This is a genomic window from Flavobacterium sp. N1736, from assembly GCF_025947065.1.
GTDB lineage: Bacteria > Bacteroidota > Bacteroidia > Flavobacteriales > Flavobacteriaceae > Flavobacterium.
Genome location: NZ_CP109994.1, coordinates 3,920,345 through 3,936,270, shown reverse-complemented (window position 1 = coordinate 3,936,270; position 15,926 = coordinate 3,920,345). Strand labels below are relative to the sequence as shown.

The window sequence follows — 15,926 nt, the reverse complement described above, 5'->3', positions numbered from 1 at the left end:
TCTCTAATTAACTCTTTTGTTTGTAAGCGCTTATTGTACTATACTTTTCGATTTTATATCTTTTTTCGATTAATGAAAAAACACTGTTTCTAAAAATAAAACCTAAAATTCCTGCTCCGGCCACCAAAGCTAATCCAAGGTTTTTATTTCCTAAATAAAGTCCGATACCATATAATCCCAAAGGCAATAATAATTTTGGCAAAGTCAGCAGCATCGCACTTACATTGAATGCTTTTTTATCACCAAAAGCGCCACTTGCATTGCTTAAATCAATTGGTGTTTTTGTAAAAGCTCCGCCAAGAAGTACCAAATGTGAATTGACTCCAATATTATAAATGGCACCAACTACAATAGTCAGATAAATTTCCCATCCGTAAAAAAGGTAAAAAGAGGCTAAAATGGTCGAGATAAAAGTAGCAATTACAACCAGCCACCATTTTGACGTAATATATCCGCGATACGGAATATTTTGTGTCATCATTAATTGATAATACGAACTGTCCCAGCTTGGTACAAACTGTCCAAAGACAAATAAAAATCCGCCCGAAACAAATATTCCGGCAAAAATATGCATGATCGCAGGTTGGTGCGTATTACCAAAAAAGATCAGTCCGTAGAACAAAAAGAAAAAACTCATGATAAGAGTCGTTTTCGATCTTTTATTTCTTCGAATTAATTTAATATCATTTTTAAGGAATGTTCCTATAGTTCCAAATTGATTTAGCCACGCAAGATTTTCGGTCGTTGCAATATCTTCCTTTTTAGAAAGTCCGGCATCTAGAAATAAATTGTTTTTGAAATATTTAAAAGTAAATTGATACAATGCAATTAAAACCAAAACAGGAATTAAAAACAAACCTTTTTGCGTATAAAGTCCTTGAAAAAAAGGCGTTGTAAAAACAGTGATATTAAACAAATCATAATATTGAGCTGCACCCAAAGCCAAAGCAACTCCAATAAAAACAACAAACAATTTGTCGATATTACTTAAAATAATATTTAGAAAATTGTTGATATATATTAAAGAGAAAATTGCCAAAAGCCAAAATACAATTCCAATAACATCATAATCTTCTAACAATAATACGATTGCAAAAGGAATAAAAAAAAGAGCGTGAACCCAATTGAAAAATGATAAAGCCGTTTTGCCCAGCGAAAAATGAACAATAGTTGGTTTTTTAAAAGGTAAAACCAACAACGGTTTTATATTAAGTACAGGAATTGCCTGCATTAATAAACGAATCACTAAATCAAATAAAAAATAATAAATTAAAAATTTGTTGACGGTTATTAATGGTTCAAGATTCATTTCTTTAAGAAGATAAAATGTCCCGACTCCCATTGCGATAAAGATGACAGAAAAATAGATCATCAAAAAACCAATCAAAATTTTCATGGCCAAATTTGCTCCAAAAGAGGCTGATCTTGTAAAGGCTTTCCATTCGAGATAAATAAACTTTTTAATCATGGTTTTGGTTTTGAGTTTAAAGTAAGAGACCAAATGTAAGAAAACGTTACAAAAAAAGTTAAAAATAATAATTTAGTACCTATCAATTAGTTGCTGTTTGCTACTTTTGCATAAAATATTAAATCATGCCTTCATTCTTAAAACTTATAATTAAAGAGGTTAAACGTGAAACTGCCAATGCGGTTTCTGTACTTTTTAATGTTCCCGAAGAACTAAAATCAGACTATAAATTTGTTGCCGGACAATACCTAAATTTAAAGTTAACGCTTGATAATCAAGAAATTCGTCGTGCATATTCTATTTGTTCAGCACCAGAAAGCGGCGAATTACGAATTGCTGTAAAAGCAGTAAAAAATGGTTTGTTTTCGCAGTTTGCCAATACAAAACTAAAAGCCGGAGACGTTCTTGAAGTAGGTCAGCCTGAAGGGAAATTTACTTTTGAACCAGATGCCGAAAGACAAAAAAACTACGCAGCTTTTGTTGCCGGAAGCGGAATTACGCCTGTACTTTCTATTATAAAATCGATATTAAAAAGTGAGCCAAAAAGTTCATTCGTATTAGTTTACGGAAACAGAACTCCCGAAGATACCATCTTTTACCAGGAATTACACGACTTGCAATTGCAATATGTGGGACGCTTTTTTGTGCATTATGTCTTTAGTCAGGCTAAAGCCGAAAATGCTTTGTTTGGCAGAATCGAAAAATCAGCTGTAAATTTTGTGCTCAATAACAAACATAAAGAATTAGAGTTTGATAAATTCTATTTGTGTGGTCCCGAAGAAATGATCAATACCGTTTCCGGAATTTTGAAAGAAAAAAATGTAAAAGAATCAGCCATTAAATTCGAACTTTTTACATCTTCATCACAAGAACATGAAATAAAAACTTCATTAGAAGGACATACAAAAATTACCGTTTTGGTTGATGATGATGAAGTTACTTTCGAAATGTCTCAAAAACAAACCATTCTTGACGCCGCTTTAAAACAAGGAATCGACGCTCCATATTCTTGTCAGGGCGGAATTTGCAGCAGCTGTTTAGCGCGTGTAACTTCTGGAACTGCAGAAATGACTAAAAATTCTATTTTAACTGACGGAGAAATCGCTTCGGGTTTAATATTAACTTGTCAGGCGCATCCAACTTCAGAATCTATTTATGTAGATTACGACGACGTATAGAGTTTCAGTCTCAGCTTTCAGTCTCAGCTTTCAGTCTCAGTTATCAGTCTCAGTTATCAGTCTCAGTTATCAGTCTCAGTTATCAGTCTCAGTTATCAGTCTCAGTTATCAGTCTCAGTTATCAGTCTCAGTTATCAGTCTCAGTTATAAAAAGAGTTTGCAATGCAAACTCTTTTTTATGTCTATTAGTTACTGAAAACTGCGACTGCGACTGCGACTGCGACTGCGACTGCAACTGCGACTGCGACTGGAGAAAATCTGCCTATAAGTGAAATTACAATAAAAACAAATTTTTGCTAAAATATTGCTGAATTTTTATTATATTAGAGGTGAAATTATAGTAATCGCAATCTCCTGTTTTTTGAGATTTCTAAAGCTTAACTAAATTGTCAACTTTAAACATTAAATATCATGGCAATGCATCACTACCTTCGTCTGTCTTTTATATTACTTTTTGTAATTACATCTATTGTTTGTGTCTATTTTATAATTAAAAAAAGAAGAAACAAAAAAGGACCTAAACTACTTTCGCAAGAAAAATATAATGCATCAATGATTGATGGACTGGCAGAAATATCAGTTTCTAATGATAGTTATTTTAATATTTGGCCTTTTGTAAGTGAATTAAAAGCAGCCAAAATTTTATCCAATAAAATTAAGGAATCTGAATTGATACATAAAGTTTACAGAAATTCAACCCAGGATTTTGAACATATTTTACTGGCTACAGAAAAAGAAAATCATTTTGTTAAAGTCGTAGTCGACAGAAACAAAAAGAAAGCAATGGGATATCTTTTCTTTGAGCTGCTCTGAAATTATTTATTAATTAATTTTTCAAGTCTTGCCACCAATTCATCTTTCTCCTTCAACATACGCTCATATAACACAATTTTTTCTTCATGTATTTGTACGATTTTATCAATCGGATTAATAGTACAATTGAAATATCCAGAATTATTAGCAACTGCTCCTTCATGAAAAGTGTTGGCAATAATATTCACCGCGTGCTCCTCATCAAAATTCTGAAAAGCTTCAACTGGAATTTTTAATATTGTTGAAATTTGTTTAAGCAGGCTATTTTCAATAACATCTTTTGCCTCAAGCATAGAAATTTTCTTCTGATTCCAGTCATTTCCCAGATCAAAAGCCAATGCCTCTTGTTTGATGCCAAGCATTTCTCTGAAACGTTTTACGTTTCTTCCCTGATGTATTTTCTGTTCCATAATGAATATCAATTTTTTGAAGAATCAAAGATAAAGCCATTTGAATTAAAAAGTTGGAATTTCAGAAATAAAATGAAATTTCAAATTTTCTATGATAACTGCGACTGAATACTGTAAACTATTTTCTCAGGAGAAATCGTTCTCATTGCATCTTCATAACCTTCAACAATTTTGTTTCCGTAAACAGAAGTCGGTAATTTTGGATATTGATTTCTGTCAGAAGTTAACACATTTTCTAAGCTTTGATTAAAAGGCAAAAATCCCGCATAAGGATGTGTTGCGCCCCAAAGTGTAATTACTTTTACGCCAAGCATTGCCGCAATATGTGCATTTCCAGAATCCATAGAAAGCATGACATCGAGGTTGCTTATTAATTGTAACTCCTGCTGAAATTTAATTTTTCCAGCCATATTAATTACATTATCAAATGGTTGTGAAAGTGAATCCAGAATTTCGATTTCTTTTTTTCCACCACCAAAAAGCAAAATTTTATAGTCTGGATTTTTTGCCAAAGTTGTAATAACTTCCGTCATTAAATCTAACGGATAAACTTTAGAATCATATTGTGCAAAAGGTGCAATCCCAATTAGTTTTTGATTTTGATCTCCGATAATTTCTAAGATTTCTGAACTCAATTTTGCCTTTTCAGGGAAACTAGGATTAGATAAATTTAAAGGAAAACCAAGTTCTTCAAACACTTTTGCGTGCCTTTCGAACATTGTTGGTAATTGTTTGAAAATTTTATTTTCGGCGCGGGTTAATTCTTTTTTTCCGTCACGGCCTTTGTCGACTGTCGCTCTTTTTTTTCCGCTTAAAGCGAAAAGCAAACTCACAATTTTAGATCTTAAAACATTATGAAGATCTGCAAAAGCATCAATTTTTAATTTCCGTATATCTTTAAACAATCTCAAAAGTCCCGCAAAACCTTTGTGACGTTCTTTTTCATCAAAAGCAAAAAACTCCAAATTTGGAATTCCGTCAAAAAACGGTTTAAAAAACGGGCGTGAAATTACCGTTAGTTTAACTTCCGGATACTGTTTTACAAAAGCGCGTAAAACAGGAACCGTCATGGCGACATCTCCCATTGCAGAAAGTCTCATGACGGCTATATGCTTAATTTTATTGGACAATTCTGCCAATTATTTTTTATTTTGGTATAAAACCGGATTCAATTCATCGTCATTATACATTTTCATTTGTTTGTACACTTTCATGAATTTTTCTCCACTTTCAATATCAGCCAGCAAATCATCAATTGCAGTTGATAAATCACTTCTTTGTTCTAAAAGAATATTTAATTTTTCCTGACATTTATCTCTGTGTTCTTGCGAAGCCTCTGCACGATTAGCCTCTTCTTGCATGTGATAAATTTTTAACGCCAAAATAGACAATCTGTCAAAAGCCCAAGCCGGACTTTCAGAATTGATTTTTGCTCCGTCTTTTGCTTTTACATCGCTGTATTTTTGTAAAAAATAACTATCGATATATTCTACCATATCAGTACGTTCCTGGTTTGATGCATCGATTCTTCTTTTTAAAGTTAATGCAGCAACCGGATCAATTTGCGGATCACGAATAATATCTTCAAAATGCCATTGAACAGTATCAATCCAGTTTTTCAAATATAATAAATGTTCAAATTTATCTTTCGGATAAGGATTGCTTATCGGTTGATCAACGTTATCAAACTGGTGATAATCTTTAATGCTTTGTTCGAAAACAGAATATGCTAATTTTGAAAACATGTCTTTATTTTTTAGAGTAACAAAGATACTTTTTATACTTTTATAGTCCGAAAAAAAGTAGAAATTTTTCGTTTTTGCTAAGATTGTAATTATAATTTTAAACATTCATCATGAAAATTCATTATATCTCTGAAAATAACAGCGTACTAAACCACTTTTTAGGTCAAATCAGAAACATCAATGTTCAGAACGACAGTATGCGTTTTCGAAAAAATATAGAACGAATTGGTGAAATCATGGCTTATGAACTTAGCAAAGATTTATCGTATAAAAATGTTGACATTCAAACACCGCTTGGCATAAAAAAAACGACTCAAATAAATGACGATTTGGTTTTATGTTCGATTTTACGAGCCGGATTACCGCTTCATAACGGTTTTTTAAATTATTTTGATCATGCCGAAAATAGTTTTGTTTCGGCTTGCAGATATCATCCAAATAATGATGATGAATTTGAAATTAGGGTTGAATATCAAGCTGTTTCAGACATCAATAATAAAACTGTTTTACTTCTCGATCCCATGTTGGCAACAGGACAATCGATTGTGGCAGTTCATGAAAAATTAGTTCAGAATGCAACTCCAAGTGAAATTCATATTGTTGTTGTTATTGCCGCACCTGAAGGCGTAGCGTATCTTGAAAAAAATCTGCCTGAAAATTGTCATTTATGGATTGCTTCTCTGGATGAAAAACTAAATGAGAAAAATTACATTGTTCCGGGACTTGGCGATGCCGGCGATCTTGCTTACGGAAGCAAATTATAATTGTGTAAAAAAAGTAAATAAACTACACGCAATCAAAGTATAATATACAACTTCACTGTTCAGTTTTTGCTGCACATATTCGACATAACTTGATGCCATCATGGTTAAAGGAGCAATGCTGAATAGCAATAAATCGTTGCTTTTATTAGGCGAAATAAGGTAAACAAAAGCCGCTATAAAAAAGCACGCTACAATTTTTTTGTATGATGAATGCACAATTTGAGGTCTGTTTGAAAAAGTCATTAACATCGAAACCACAAAAAATAAAGCAACAGCAACATATATTGAAAGAGCTCCGTTTTCGTAATTATCTTTAAAATAATCAATATTAAAATCGACTACAGCACGTTTTTGAAAAAAGGCAATAGCGTCAATATGAAAGATTAATGATATCAATAAAAAAATTACTGCAACAGCCATAAGCGCAATAAAAGGCAAAACCCAGTTTCGATAATCGCGTGAAACGTGAAAAATAATCGATATAAAAACCAATACCAGAAAAAGAATACACCAAAATTGAAATAAAGAAGCTATTAAAATCCAAAAAGAAGCATCAAATATTTTTTCTTTTGAAGCTTTTAATGATTGTAAAGAAATCAGCCTTCGAAGTGCCAGCAAAATAAAAAAGTTGGCATATATAACATTTGCATTATTGAATATTGTTGGAAAAAATAACAGAAACAATAAGTAAAAAAATATCGCGTAACCGTTGTCTTTACTGAGTCCGTTCTTTTTTACGATAAAATTTATCAGAAAAAAAGATGCAAATAAAAAGCACAATAAACTCATTTTTTGAAACGCCAAAAATGAAGAACTCATCCACGATGGTTCCTGAAATTGAAACATAAAAAAGAAAACCAGTATTAAAATTACGACCAATGAATAATTTAATGGTGTAGATTTTCTAAAAACACTTGTTATCATAAGGATATTTTATACTTTTGTGATTGTAAATATAATACTTGTTTAAAAAGTAAAACCAACAAGTTGAAAAAAGATTCTAAAATCTGAATTTGTTTTCAATGCGTGACACAACAATAAATAACATATAATTTTATAAATTATGACAGCTTTTTTTGAAGGAATACAATACTTATTCGTTAACATTTTATTTGCTCCACTTGACTTTTTACGTCATTTTGAACGTGTTAGTTGGTTTGGTGCGAATACAATTAACTGGATCTTCATGATCATCTGCGCATGCGCAATCGTTTATTGGATTAAACAATTACGCATTTTTGATGACGCCGGAACAGAAAATCAAGATACTACAGCTCACTCTTTTTTAAAGTAAGTCGAAGCCAATATCTTTTCTAAAATACATCTTATCAAAATTTAGTTTATCTATATTTTGGTAAGATTTTTTTATGGCCTGTTGAAAATCGTCTCCGTATGATGTTACAGTCAATACACGTCCTCCATTACTAACGACATTTTCGCCATCTAATTTTGTTCCTGCATGAAAAACTATAGAATCTGTTATATTTTCTAATCCGGTAATTACTTTTCCTTTTTCAAAATCTTCAGGATATCCGCCGGAAACTACCATAATTGTAGTCGCACTTCTTGGATCAACTTTTAATTCGAAAGTATCTAATTCCTGATTTGCAACTGATAAAAACAATTCTACCAAATCAGATTCTAATCTTGGTACAACAACTTCAGTTTCAGGATCACCCATTCTTACATTGTATTCAATAACAATTGGTTCATTTTTTACATTAATCAAACCAATAAATACAAAACCTTTATATTCGATTCCGTCTTTTTGGAAACCTTCAATAGTTGGTTTTACAATTCTTGTTTCAATTTTTTCCATCAAAACAGCATCAACATAAGGAACCGGAGAAACCGCTCCCATTCCGCCTGTGTTTAATCCTGTATCTCCTTCACCAATTCTTTTGTAATCTTTTGCCGTTGGAAGAATTTTATAGCTTTTTCCGTCAGTTAAAACAAAACAGCTTAATTCGATTCCGTCCAAAAATTCTTCGATCACAACTTTAGAACTTGCTGCTCCAAATTTTTGGTGAACCAGCATATTTCTCAATTCAGTTTTAGCTTCATCAAGATCCTGAATAATCAAAACTCCCTTTCCGGCCGCTAAACCATCTGCTTTTAAAACATACGGAGGTTGTAAAGTTTCCAAAAATACGCATCCATTCTCTACTGTTTCTGCAGTAAAACTGTCGTAAGCAGCAGTCGGGATGTTATGTTTTATCAGGAATTCTTTAGCAAATTCTTTACTTCCTTCAAGTTGAGCTCCTAATTTTGATGGTCCAATAACAGGAATATGCTGTAAACTTTCGTCGTTTTTAAAATAATCGTAAATCCCTTTTACCAAAGGATCTTCTGGTCCTACAACCACCATTTTTACATTTTCCTGCAATACAAATGTTTTAATTGCATCAAAATCGGTTGGAGACATTGCCACATTTGTAGCAATTGCAGCCGTCCCCGCATTTCCTGGTGCAACAAAAAGTTTTTCGCAAAGCGGACTCTGAATCATTTTCCATGCAAATGCATGTTCTCTTCCGCCTGATCCCAATAGTAAAATTGTCATGTTATAGTTGTATTTAGTTGTGGTGCAAAAATAGTGGGTTTTAACCTTAAATAATAATTTTTTTTACTTACTTTTGACGTTAGTAATGCGAAAGGTATGATAATTTTATTTGGGTCGAAAGAAACTGAAAAAATTTGGAATGGTATTGTTGTTAAAAAACCTTCCGTTGACATACAACAAATTGGCAGAAGAAAACTCAGAATGCTTCACAACTCTCAAAACTTAACCGATTTGAGAATTCCGCCTTCAAACCGATTAGAAAAGCTGAGTGGTAATTTAAAAGATTTTTACAGTATAAGGATTAACAATCAATGGCGGATAATTTTTGTTTGGGAAAATGGAAATGCTTTAAATGTGGAAATTGTTGATTATCATTAAAAAATTATAAAATGGAAAAACTAAAAAATATACATCCCGGAGAAATTTTAGCAGAAGAATTTTTAATTCCTCTAAACATTACTCCATATCGTTTATCTAAAGATTTGAAAATTCCACAGACAAGAATTTCTGAAATTGTTAAAGGAAACCGAAGAATTACGGCTGATACTGCATTGCGTTTGAGTCACTATTTTGGAAATTCAGCTAAATTTTGGTTGGGACTTCAAGACGATTTTGATATTGAACAAGAAGAATCAAACAAAAGTCAGGAGTTAAAATCGATTAAACGTTACGACTTAAAAGAAGCAGTTTAAATGATTTCACTTTTTGATCTTTCCTTAAAATTAAATGGCTTTCCTATAAAGGAAGCAAAAACTGAATTGAGTAAAATCGTGAATTTATCTGAAAAAGATTATGCTGTTTTTCTTCAAAATAAAAAACAAGAAATTGTCGATTTTCATTTGAAAAATAATTCATTTTATCAGGAATTAGTAGGAAATAAAACGGATATCAAATGGGAAGATTTACCCATTTTAAACAAACAAAATTTACAAAAACCACTTGAAGAAAGGCTTTCAAAAGGATTTACTTTAAAAAATGTTTACCTCAACAAAACATCCGGTTCAAGCGGAACGCCTTTTGTTTTTGCTAAAGATAAATATTCTCACGCTTTAACCTGGGCGTCAAATATTATGCGTTTTGGCTGGTTTGGCATTGATTTTAATCATTCGTACCAAGCTCGTTTTTATGGTATTCCGATGGATTTTATTGGATATCAAAAAGAACGTTTTAAGGATTTTTTGAGCGGACGTTTTCGTTTTCCGGTTTTTGATTTATCAGATGAAATTCTGGAAAAATTTTTAAAAAAATTCAAATCGAAAAAATTCGATTATGTCAATGGTTACACGAGTTCGATTGTTTTATTTGCTAAATATTTAGAAAAGAAAAACATCACATTAAAAGAAGTTTGTCCAACTTTAAAAGCTTGTTTTGTTACTTCGGAAATGCTTTTTGAATCAGATAAAAAACTTCTTGAAAAACAATTTGGTATTCCTATTATTAACGAATACGGTGCATCAGAATTGGATTTAATTGCTTTTGAAAACCCAAAAGGCGAATGGCAAGTGAATGCTGAAACGCTGTTTGTCGAAATTTTAGACGACAATAATAATGTTCTCCCTTACGGACAAGAAGGTCGAATTGTGATTACTTCCTTATTTAATAAAGCAAATCCTTTTATAAGATATGATATTGGCGATATTGGAATTCTGGATGAAAAAAGCAATCCTCAAAAACCAATTTTAAAAAAATTAATTGGCAGAACCAATGATGTAGCAATCTTACCAAGCGGGAAAAAATCGCCCGGTTTGACCTTTTATTATGTAACCAAAACCATTATTGAAGATGACGGAAATGTAAAAGAATTTATCATCAAACAAACGCAATTAGATACTTTTGAAATTGAATATGTTGCTGAAAAAGAATTGAATTCAGATCAAATTGAGAAAATTAAAGAAGCTATTGCGCTGTATCTTGAACCTAATTTAAACTTCACTTTTACTCGAAAAACAGTTCTGGAAAGAACTAATCGCGGAAAATTAAAGCAATTTAAATCGTATTTATAATATAAATAAAATCTTACATTTGTTTTTACTAATAAAAAACTCATGGACGATCATTCTCTACTTTCTGAAGAAACTATTTCTAATAAAATATATTTTATACGCGGTCAAAAAGTGATGCTTGATCGTGATTTGGCTTTACTTTATGGAATAGAAACTAAAAGATTAAAAGAACAAGTAAAAAGAAACAGGAATCGTTTTCCTGAAGACTTTATGTTTGAACTTACTAAAATAGAATTTGAAAATTGGAGGTCGCAATTTGCGACCTCCAATTCTGAAAAGATGGGTTTGCGGTATTTACCAATGGCATTCACAGAACATGGCGTTTTGATGTTATCAAGTATTTTAAATAGCGACAAAGCAATTCAAACCAATATTCAGATCATGCGAATTTTCACGAAAGTGAGACAAATGCTTCAGGATACAACAGAAATAAAAGTTGATATTCTACAGATTCAGAAGAAGTTAGAGAATCATGATAAAAATATTGAATTGGTTTTTTCTTATTTAGATGAACTAACTGAGAAAAAAGAAGATGGAAGTGAAAGAGTGAAAATTGGATATAAAAAATAATAAATTTTTCAAGGTCACAAATTGTGACTTTGAAAACTTGATGTCACAATTTGTGACCTCAAGTTGTATGTTTCCCTTAGTAGGATTTGAAGATTCTAAACTTGAAGTCGCAATTTGCGACTTCAAGATTTAAAATGGAAACCGATTTCTCTAAGGTCGCAATTTGCGACCTTGAAGAATACCTATGCTTTCTTTATATATTTTGGCTTAATAATCAATTGCGTAAATAAAAATCGGATCATTAATAAAACAGAAAACACAAAATTAAATCCGTGAAAATCTCGGTAAACACCAAAATTGTGTTTTATCAATTTGAATTTTGATGATGAAATAGAATCTTTTCTAATTCTGTAAAACGCTAAAGGTTCCGGAACTGGTTTAGTAGTTTTTATTTGTTTTAAAATAGTAAGCCACAATCGCCAATCTTGTCTTTTTTGTGTGGCTTCAATTACAATTTTTCCGAAATAATCTGCATCGTAAATTGCTGTTAAATTGCCTACATAATTGCAAAAAAACAATTGTTTGTAAGTTAAATTTAAAGGTGCTTCAACACGTTTGCGCAAATTGTTTCCTTCTTCATCTATACAATCGTAAAAGCTAAATGTAAAGGGTAAATTATTTGTTTTTAAAAAGGCAATCTGTTTTTCTAATTTAATCGGAAACCACAAATCATCTGCGTCTAAATAGGCAATATATTTTCCGGTTGCGTTTTCTAAAGCTACGTTTCTGGCAAAGCCATTTCCTGAATTTTTAGATAATTCGGTTAGCTTTATTCGATTATCATTCTGAGCAAATTCTTTTATTATAGAAACTGTTTCATCTGTAGAAGCATCATCAACCAAAATCATTTCCCAATTTGGGTAACTTTGATTTTGCACGGATTGTATTGTCGCCTTAATGTATTTTTCGGCGTTAAAAGTTGGTGTTATAATCGAAACTAATTCACTCATTAATATGCTTTTTTATCGCCTTTGAAAATATTGATTACAGTTTGAAAAATTATTTTCAAATCTAAAATGAGAGACCAGTTTTCGATATAAAAAACATCAAATTTTATTCGGTTAATCATATCTCTTTCTATTGTGATTTCGCCTCGAAAACCACTCACTTGTGCCAGTCCGGTAATTCCTGGTTTAACACAATGCCGCACCATATATTTTTTTACTCTGTTTCCGTATTCTTTATTTTGCGACCAAAGATGTGGTCTTGGTCCAACAACCGACATGTCTCCTTTTAAAACATTGATAAATTGCGGCAATTCATCTATGCTGGTTTTTCTAATAAACCGACCAATTACTGTAACGCGAGGATCGTTTTTTGAAGCTTCTTTTTCGGTAGTTTTATTAATTCGCATGGAGCGGAATTTATAACATACAAATTCGTTTTCGCCCAATCCCGGTCTTCCCTGCTTAAAAAAAACAGGGCCTTTTGATTCTAATTTTATCAAAATTGCCAATAAGGGAACCAGCCATGACAGTACAAAAACAATTATTAAAATGGAGAAAAAAACATCAAACGAACGTTTTAACAATTGTATTGCAGGTTCATTAAGCATTGTTTGCTTTAAGGAAAGTACAGGGAAAAAGTCGTAATAATCTATTTTTAAATTCTTTGAAAAAATCTCTTTTGTGTCCGGAATAAATTTTATGGTTTTTTTATTCTCATCTGCAAATTCAATTAAATCTTTTAAGTAACTATTTGATACTTCATTCAAAGAGCAATAAATTTCATCTACAGCATTCTCAATTACAAAAGGCTTCAGGTCGGTCAGTTTTCCTGTAATGTCAATACCTGCTTTCTTGTCTGAAAAATATCCGAGAAATCGATATCCATAATCTTTTCTAATTTCAAAAAGATTTTTTAAACGAATTGCTTCCGGTGTAAATCCAATGATGATAGCGTTTCTATAATTACTGCCTGTTATTATTCTATATTCTTTTAAATAAAAAAACAATGAAAATTTAAAAATAAATACTAACATCAATACAAGCGAAATAAACATTATAATTGACGATTCCCGAAAAACAGTCATTCTCGAAAAAGGAAAAAAAGCGATCACAACCAGAAGAAATAAAATTCCCTGTCTAAGTATTTTTGAAGCAATTTCAATTGGAGTTGTAAAACGATAAACCTCATAAAATTGAATTGAAAAAGCTAATAATCCCCAACCAATATATTGATAGAAAATAAAAAACAGCATGTTTGAAACAAGCCCTTTAAATACAAAAAAGTTTACCGCAGTAATTACCGCAAGGTCGATTAATATACTAATTGGCCTGATATATTTTGAGTATCTTCCTGTTACTGTCATATTTAGTTACTGTAAACCATCATTTTACTACGTATCCTGATTTTATATAGTTTATGAAATTACTTTTTTCTAATATTATTTGATGTAATTCGAAAAATCCTTGTGCTCTTCTTTTGAAAGTTCTTCTTTTGAAAGTGATCTGAAATAATCGTATGTAATTTTCATTCCTTCAGAACGGCTAACTTTTGCTTCCCAGCCTAATAATTCTTTTGCTTTGGTTGTATCCGGCTGACGTTGTAACGGATCGTTTATTGGCAAAGGATGATACACCACTTTTTGATTTGTTCCTGTTAGTTTGATAATTTCTTCGGCAAAATCTTTAATAGTGATTTCATCCGGATTTCCAATATTTACCGGATAAACATAATCAGAATGTAATAATCTGAAAATACCTTCAACCTGATCGTCGACATAACAGAACGAACGGGTTTGCATTCCGTCTCCAAAAATGGTTAAATCTTCACCGCGAAGTGCCTGACCAATAAATGCCGGAATTACACGTCCGTCATTAAGACGCATTCTTGGTCCGTAAGTGTTAAAAATACGGACAATTCTGGTTTCTACGCCATGAAAAGTATGATATGCCATTGTAATAGATTCCTGAAAACGTTTGGCTTCATCATAAACACCTCTTGGTCCAATGGTATTTACGTTTCCATAATATTCTTCTGTTTGTGGATGTACAAGCGGATCTCCATAAACTTCAGAAGTTGAAGCGATCAAAATTCTGGCTTTTTTTACTCGGGCTAAACCCAATAAATTATGTGTTCCTAAAGATCCAACTTTTAAAGTCTGAATAGGAATTTTTAAATAATCAATTGGACTTGCTGGCGAAGCAAAATGTAATATATAGTCTAAATCACCCGGAACATGCACAAATTTAGTAATGTCATGGTGGTAAAATTCAAAATGTTCTAATTTAAATAAATGCTCAATATTTTTAAGATCTCCCGTTATCAAATTATCCATACCAATAACATAATATCCTTCTTTGATAAAGCGATCGCATAAATGTGATCCTAAAAAACCCGCCGCTCCGGTAATAAGTATTCTTTTCATAATGGTTATTTATACATCGCAAATGTAACTGATTTGAAAATTATAAAAACAATTCTAAAAAAAAACTGTCTAAAATTAATTAGACAGCTTTATAACACTTTAAAAACAAATTATTGCCTTTTTGTTAACATTAATGTTTGTTTAGAATTCTAGAGTTAGTCTTTTTTGTAATTTTTGCTTCTAAGGCTTCAATCTTTTTGTTTTGTTCAATCATATAAAGTGTAAGCTCTTCAATTTTTTCTTGTTGAATTCTAATCATATCTGCTAGATTAATTCCATCTTCTTTTACTTGCTCAGCAGAAGGAACATTTGGTAAGTGTTTATTAATAGAAATGAACGTTTCCAATTCTGATAAAGGCATTAATTTATAATTGTTAAGAAATACATAATCTGCCCAAGTTCCATTTGCGCTTAAACTAACACGAATTTCATCTGTTAAAATACCACCTTTTACAAAAAGTTTATAATTTGCATAAAGCGAGTTTGTTGGAAATGTTGTTACATCAATTCCTATCTTTCCAGAACCACTTATTTTCATTCTTTCTGTATTATTAGTATAAAAATTAACTCCATTCCATCCGGACAATGAAATTGTTGGTGATGAACTAGAATTATCAAATCTACCGAAAGTCATACCATACGTAGCAGTTGACATATTATTTGTTTGCGAATTTGAAAACTATCAGATGTTGTAAATCCAATTTTACGAGTCACATTTGGCGGATTTATAAGGTTTATATTTCCGTCTATTGTTAATTTCTCGTTTGGATCAGTTACAGCAATTCCAATATTGCTTGTTGTACTGGCATTTGTAGTAGCATATGTAATACCATAAGGCGTATAAATTTGAGAAAAACATATTGCTGAAATAAACAATGTAAACATTGAAAATAATTTTTTCATGACTTAATGATTTGAGATTAATTTTTTAAAAATAGTTATTTTACTGTTAAAATTATTCGTTTCCAGAAAAACTTTTGATTAAATCTTTAACAATATATTGTATATCTTCTCAAAAAAATCTCAAATGATAACGTTATTCTTA

19 protein-coding genes are annotated in these 15,926 nt (G+C 31.5%); 8 read left to right on the top strand and 11 right to left on the bottom strand.

Features of this window, described 5'->3' with window-relative positions:
* Window positions 1–7: 7 nt before the first annotated feature.
* Window positions 8–1,468: a DUF5687 family protein gene (locus OLM54_RS16685; protein ID WP_264535704.1), complete on the bottom strand. Its 1,461-nt coding sequence runs from the start codon at window positions 1,466–1,468 to the stop codon at window positions 8–10.
* A 125-nt stretch (window positions 1,469–1,593) separates the two neighbouring features.
* On the opposite strand from OLM54_RS16685, the gene OLM54_RS16680 reads away from it, so the two are divergent.
* Window positions 1,594–2,646: a ferredoxin--NADP reductase gene (locus tag OLM54_RS16680; protein WP_264535703.1), complete on the top strand. Its 1,053-nt coding sequence runs from the start codon at window positions 1,594–1,596 to the stop codon at window positions 2,644–2,646.
* 411 nt (window positions 2,647–3,057) lie between these two features.
* The gene (locus OLM54_RS16675) at window positions 3,058–3,459 is read left to right on the top strand and encodes a hypothetical protein (RefSeq protein ID WP_264535702.1); all 402 of its coding nucleotides are present in this window, start codon (window positions 3,058–3,060) and stop codon (window positions 3,457–3,459) included.
* Between the two features lie 2 nt (window positions 3,460–3,461).
* Here OLM54_RS16675 and OLM54_RS16670 read toward each other — a convergent pair whose 3' ends face one another.
* The 3 genes from OLM54_RS16670 to OLM54_RS16660 all read right to left on the bottom strand — a co-directional run bounded on the left by OLM54_RS16670 (window position 3,462) and on the right by OLM54_RS16660 (window position 5,614).
* Window positions 3,462–3,869, bottom strand: coding sequence for a helix-turn-helix domain-containing protein (locus OLM54_RS16670; RefSeq protein WP_264535701.1), 408 nt, complete (start codon window positions 3,867–3,869; stop codon window positions 3,462–3,464).
* 89 nt (window positions 3,870–3,958) lie between these two features.
* On the bottom strand, window positions 3,959–4,969 hold the full coding sequence (locus OLM54_RS16665) for a glycosyltransferase family 9 protein (protein WP_264538577.1): 1,011 nt from the start codon (window positions 4,967–4,969) through the stop codon (window positions 3,959–3,961).
* A gap of 39 nt (window positions 4,970–5,008) precedes the next feature.
* Window positions 5,009–5,614: a DUF4254 domain-containing protein gene (locus tag OLM54_RS16660; RefSeq protein WP_264535700.1), complete on the bottom strand. Its 606-nt coding sequence runs from the start codon at window positions 5,612–5,614 to the stop codon at window positions 5,009–5,011.
* Between the two features lie 110 nt (window positions 5,615–5,724).
* Here OLM54_RS16660 and upp point away from each other — a divergent pair, with 110 nt between their 5' ends.
* On the top strand, window positions 5,725–6,378 hold the full coding sequence (upp, locus tag OLM54_RS16655) for a uracil phosphoribosyltransferase (RefSeq protein WP_264535699.1): 654 nt from the start codon (window positions 5,725–5,727) through the stop codon (window positions 6,376–6,378).
* Here the strand turns inward: upp and OLM54_RS16650 are convergent.
* A complete protein-coding gene (locus OLM54_RS16650; protein WP_264535698.1) occupies window positions 6,373–7,302 on the bottom strand; it encodes a DUF6427 family protein in 930 nt (309 codons plus the stop codon). The genes upp and OLM54_RS16650 overlap by 6 nt on opposite strands.
* A gap of 139 nt (window positions 7,303–7,441) precedes the next feature.
* Here OLM54_RS16650 and OLM54_RS16645 point away from each other — a divergent pair, with 139 nt between their 5' ends.
* A complete protein-coding gene (locus OLM54_RS16645; RefSeq protein WP_264535697.1) occupies window positions 7,442–7,672 on the top strand; it encodes a DUF6341 family protein in 231 nt (76 codons plus the stop codon).
* Here OLM54_RS16645 and purD read toward each other — a convergent pair.
* Window positions 7,664–8,938, bottom strand: coding sequence for a phosphoribosylamine--glycine ligase (gene purD / locus OLM54_RS16640; RefSeq protein WP_264535696.1), 1,275 nt, complete (start codon window positions 8,936–8,938; stop codon window positions 7,664–7,666). The two genes, OLM54_RS16645 and purD, sit on opposite strands and share 9 nt — an antisense overlap.
* Window positions 8,939–9,034: 96 nt before the next feature.
* On the opposite strand from purD, the gene OLM54_RS16635 reads away from it, so the two are divergent.
* From OLM54_RS16635 to OLM54_RS16620, 4 genes are read left to right on the top strand one after another with little or no spacing between them, the layout of a single operon-like run.
* Window positions 9,035–9,316, top strand: coding sequence for a type II toxin-antitoxin system RelE/ParE family toxin (locus tag OLM54_RS16635; protein WP_264535695.1), 282 nt, complete (start codon window positions 9,035–9,037; stop codon window positions 9,314–9,316).
* Between the two features lie 11 nt (window positions 9,317–9,327).
* Window positions 9,328–9,630: a HigA family addiction module antitoxin gene (locus tag OLM54_RS16630; RefSeq protein ID WP_264535694.1), complete on the top strand. Its 303-nt coding sequence runs from the start codon at window positions 9,328–9,330 to the stop codon at window positions 9,628–9,630.
* Window positions 9,631–10,941, top strand: coding sequence for a phenylacetate--CoA ligase family protein (locus OLM54_RS16625; RefSeq protein WP_264535693.1), 1,311 nt, complete (start codon window positions 9,631–9,633; stop codon window positions 10,939–10,941).
* Window positions 10,942–10,983: 42 nt separating this feature from the next.
* Window positions 10,984–11,511: an ORF6N domain-containing protein gene (locus OLM54_RS16620; protein ID WP_264535692.1), complete on the top strand. Its 528-nt coding sequence runs from the start codon at window positions 10,984–10,986 to the stop codon at window positions 11,509–11,511.
* Window positions 11,512–11,693: 182 nt separating this feature from the next.
* On the opposite strand, the gene OLM54_RS16615 is transcribed toward OLM54_RS16620, so the two are convergent.
* From OLM54_RS16615 to OLM54_RS16595, 5 genes are all read right to left on the bottom strand, one after another.
* Window positions 11,694–12,461: a glycosyltransferase family 2 protein gene (locus tag OLM54_RS16615; protein WP_264535691.1), complete on the bottom strand. Its 768-nt coding sequence runs from the start codon at window positions 12,459–12,461 to the stop codon at window positions 11,694–11,696.
* The gene (locus OLM54_RS16610) at window positions 12,461–13,822 is read right to left on the bottom strand and encodes an undecaprenyl-phosphate glucose phosphotransferase (RefSeq protein WP_264535690.1); all 1,362 of its coding nucleotides are present in this window, start codon (window positions 13,820–13,822) and stop codon (window positions 12,461–12,463) included. The genes OLM54_RS16615 and OLM54_RS16610 overlap by 1 nt, the downstream gene beginning before the upstream one ends.
* A gap of 75 nt (window positions 13,823–13,897) precedes the next feature.
* Entirely contained in the window at window positions 13,898–14,881 is a 984-nt protein-coding gene (locus OLM54_RS16605; RefSeq protein WP_264535689.1) for a UDP-glucuronic acid decarboxylase family protein, read from the bottom strand.
* A gap of 130 nt (window positions 14,882–15,011) precedes the next feature.
* Complete coding sequence (locus OLM54_RS16600) at window positions 15,012–15,536, bottom strand: hypothetical protein (protein WP_264535688.1); 525 nt, start codon at window positions 15,534–15,536, stop codon at window positions 15,012–15,014.
* The gene (locus OLM54_RS16595; RefSeq protein WP_264535687.1) at window positions 15,512–15,784 is read right to left on the bottom strand and encodes a hypothetical protein; all 273 of its coding nucleotides are present in this window, start codon (window positions 15,782–15,784) and stop codon (window positions 15,512–15,514) included. The genes OLM54_RS16600 and OLM54_RS16595 overlap by 25 nt, the downstream gene beginning before the upstream one ends.
* Between the last annotated feature and the right edge of the window lie 142 nt (window positions 15,785–15,926).

Excerpts from the sequence above, each read along its gene's own strand:
- OLM54_RS16685 (WP_264535704.1), bottom strand. The coding sequence starts at position 1,468 with ATGATTAAAAAGTTTATTTATCTCGAATGGAAAGCCTTTACAAGATCA.
- OLM54_RS16680 (WP_264535703.1), top strand. The coding sequence starts at position 1,594 with ATGCCTTCATTCTTAAAACTTATAATTAAAGAGGTTAAACGTGAAACT.
- OLM54_RS16675 (WP_264535702.1), top strand. The coding sequence starts at position 3,058 with ATGGCAATGCATCACTACCTTCGTCTGTCTTTTATATTACTTTTTGTA.
- OLM54_RS16670 (WP_264535701.1), bottom strand. The coding sequence starts at position 3,869 with ATGGAACAGAAAATACATCAGGGAAGAAACGTAAAACGTTTCAGAGAA.
- OLM54_RS16665 (WP_264538577.1), bottom strand. The coding sequence starts at position 4,969 with ATGAGACTTTCTGCAATGGGAGATGTCGCCATGACGGTTCCTGTTTTA.
- OLM54_RS16660 (WP_264535700.1), bottom strand. The coding sequence starts at position 5,614 with ATGTTTTCAAAATTAGCATATTCTGTTTTCGAACAAAGCATTAAAGAT.
- upp (WP_264535699.1), top strand. The coding sequence starts at position 5,725 with ATGAAAATTCATTATATCTCTGAAAATAACAGCGTACTAAACCACTTT.
- OLM54_RS16650 (WP_264535698.1), bottom strand. The coding sequence starts at position 7,302 with ATGATAACAAGTGTTTTTAGAAAATCTACACCATTAAATTATTCATTG.
- OLM54_RS16645 (WP_264535697.1), top strand. The coding sequence starts at position 7,442 with ATGACAGCTTTTTTTGAAGGAATACAATACTTATTCGTTAACATTTTA.
- purD (WP_264535696.1), bottom strand. The coding sequence starts at position 8,938 with ATGACAATTTTACTATTGGGATCAGGCGGAAGAGAACATGCATTTGCA.
- OLM54_RS16635 (WP_264535695.1), top strand. The coding sequence starts at position 9,035 with ATGATAATTTTATTTGGGTCGAAAGAAACTGAAAAAATTTGGAATGGT.
- OLM54_RS16630 (WP_264535694.1), top strand. The coding sequence starts at position 9,328 with ATGGAAAAACTAAAAAATATACATCCCGGAGAAATTTTAGCAGAAGAA.
- OLM54_RS16625 (WP_264535693.1), top strand. The coding sequence starts at position 9,631 with ATGATTTCACTTTTTGATCTTTCCTTAAAATTAAATGGCTTTCCTATA.
- OLM54_RS16620 (WP_264535692.1), top strand. The coding sequence starts at position 10,984 with ATGGACGATCATTCTCTACTTTCTGAAGAAACTATTTCTAATAAAATA.
- OLM54_RS16615 (WP_264535691.1), bottom strand. The coding sequence starts at position 12,461 with ATGAGTGAATTAGTTTCGATTATAACACCAACTTTTAACGCCGAAAAA.
- OLM54_RS16610 (WP_264535690.1), bottom strand. The coding sequence starts at position 13,822 with ATGACAGTAACAGGAAGATACTCAAAATATATCAGGCCAATTAGTATA.
- OLM54_RS16605 (WP_264535689.1), bottom strand. The coding sequence starts at position 14,881 with ATGAAAAGAATACTTATTACCGGAGCGGCGGGTTTTTTAGGATCACAT.
- OLM54_RS16600 (WP_264535688.1), bottom strand. The coding sequence starts at position 15,536 with ATGTCAACTGCTACGTATGGTATGACTTTCGGTAGATTTGATAATTCT.
- OLM54_RS16595 (WP_264535687.1), bottom strand. The coding sequence starts at position 15,784 with ATGAAAAAATTATTTTCAATGTTTACATTGTTTATTTCAGCAATATGT.